Annotated in this window: 1 rRNA gene (cut by a window edge); it reads right to left on the bottom strand. The window is 51.9% G+C overall.

The features are described 5' to 3' along the window. Positions 1 to 2,376 (bottom strand): 23S ribosomal RNA (locus ACP15Y_RS16335); it reaches 343 nt to the left of the window's first position. Positions 2,377 to 2,500 lie beyond the last annotated feature (124 nt).

Here is a 2,500-nt window from a genome sequence, read left to right as displayed (position 1 = left end):
CCTTGGGACCTGCTCCAGCCCCAGGATGCGATGAGCCGACATCGAGGTGCCAAACAATGCCGTCGATATGGACTCTTGGGCATCATCAGCCTGTTATCCCCGGCGTACCTTTTATCCGTTGAGCGATGGCCCTTCCACGCGGGACCACCGGATCACTATGACCGACTTTCGTCTCTGCTCGACTTGTCAGTCTCGCAGTCAGGCGGGCTTATGCCATTGCACTCGACGACCGATTTCCGACCGGTCTGAGCCCACCATCGCGCGCCTCCGTTACTCTTTGGGAGGCGACCGCCCCAGTCAAACTACCCACCACACACTGTCCCGGACGCTGTTACGCCGCGGTTAGACATACATGACGATAAGGGTGGTATCTCACATTGCGGCTCCATAGCAACTGGCGTCACTATTTCAAAGCCTACCACCTATTCTGCACATGCCGACACGAATGCCAGTGTGAAGCTATAGTAAAGGTGCACGGGGTCTTTCCGTCTAACCGCAGGAACCCCGCATCTTCACGGGGAGTTCAATTTCGCTGAGTCTATGCTGGAGACAGTGGGGAAGTCGTTACGCCATTCGTGCAGGTCGGAACTTACCCGACAAGGAATTTCGCTACCTTAGGACCGTTATAGTTACGGCCGCCGTTTACTGGGGCTTCAATTCAATGCTCTCACATCTCCTTTTAACCTTCCAGCACCGGGCAGGCGTCAGACCCTATACGTCGTATTGCTACTTCGCAGAGCCCTATGTTTTTAGTAAACAGTCGCCACCCCCTGGTCTGTGCCACCCTCCCATAGTTGCCTACGAAAGGGTCACGCTTATCCCGAAGTTACGCGTGCAATTTGCCGAGTTCCTTCAGCATAGTTCTCTCAAGCGCCTTAGTATTCTCTACCTGTCCACCTGTGTTGGTTTAGAGTACGGTCTTAACGGTGGAGCTATTTCCTGGAACTTGCTCACTGCCAGAACCAATCCGATAAGGACTGACAGATCTGCAAATTCGTCACTACCACCAGGTTCAGGAATATTAACCTGATTCCCATCGTCTACGACTTTCGTCCTCGACTTAGGGGCCGACTAACCCTGCGCTGATTAGCATTGCGCAGGAACCCTTGGACTTTCGGCGAGAGTGTCTCTCACACTCTTTATCGCTACTCATGTCAGCATTCGCACTTCTGATACCTCCAGGACCCCTCACGGGTATCCCTTCGCAGACTTACAGAACGCTCCGCTACCGCTTGCACAAAGTGCAAACCCTAAGCTTCGGTGCATGGTTTGAGCCCCGGTACATTTTCGCCGCAGGAACGCTTGACCAGTGAGCTGTTACGCTATCTTTAAAGGATGGCTGCTTCTAAGCCAACCTCCTGGTTGTCTATGCATTCCCACAAGCTTTCCCACTTAACCATGACTTTGGGACCTTAGCTGTAGGTCAGGGCTGTTTCCCTCTCCACTACGGACCTTAGCACCCGCAGTGTGTCTGCCAGATATTACTTCCAGGTATTCGGAGTTTGGTTAGGTTTGGTAATCCGTTGGGGACCCCTAGCCCATCCAGTGCTCTACCCCCTGGAGTATTCGTCTGACGCTCTACCTAAATAGATTTCGCGGAGAACCAGCTATTTCCAAGTTTGATTGGCCTTTCACCCCTAGCCACAGGTCATCCCGTTCTTTTTCAACAGAAGTGGGTTCGGCCCTTCAGTAAGTGTTACCTCACCTTCAGCCTGCCCATGGCTAGATCACTTGGTTTCGGGTCTAATCCAACATACTCAACGCCCTATTCAGACTCGCTTTCGCTACGCATACACCTAACGGCTTAAGCTTGCATGTTAAATTAAGTCGCTGACCCATTATACAAAAGGTACGCCGTCACCCTTGCGGGCTCCGACTGTTTGTAGGCATCCAGTTTCAGGAACTATTTCACTCCCCTCGTCGGGGTGCTTTTCACCTTTCCCTCACGGTACTTGTTCACTATCGGTCGCACACGAGTACTTAGGCTTGGAGGGTGGTCCCCCCATGTTCAGACAGAATTTCACGTGTTCCGCCTTACTCGAGGACCTATATGCTTTCTACCAGTACGGGGCTATCACCCACTATGGCTGAGCTTTCCAGCTCATTCCTGTTCTTACATATAGGCCACTGGCCTGGTCCGCGTTCGCTCGCCACTACTAACGGAGTCTCGGTTGATGTCCTTTCCTCTGGGTACTTAGATGTTTCAGTTCCCCAGGTTAGCTCCCTTGCGGGTGACCTAAATGGTCGGGTTTCCCCATTCAGAAATCATCGGATCAAAGCTTATTCGCAGCTCCCCGATGCTTATCGCAGCGTATCACGTCTTTCATCGCCTGTGTGCGCCAAGGCATCCACTAAATGCCCTTAAGACACTTGATTGTTCTCATTATCAATATCCGCAATTCAGGCCGTGCAGCCTATACGAACCGTCAGATTTGATAAGGTTAGATCAAATTTATATTTAACTTCACGAAGATCAAATGTTCTCCCCGGGGTGCGGGTC

The sequence above is a fragment of the Maritalea sp. S77 genome (assembly GCF_049801075.1).
Taxonomy (GTDB): Bacteria; Pseudomonadota; Alphaproteobacteria; order Rhizobiales; family Devosiaceae; genus Maritalea.
This window is presented reverse-complemented; position numbering and strand designations above follow the sequence as displayed.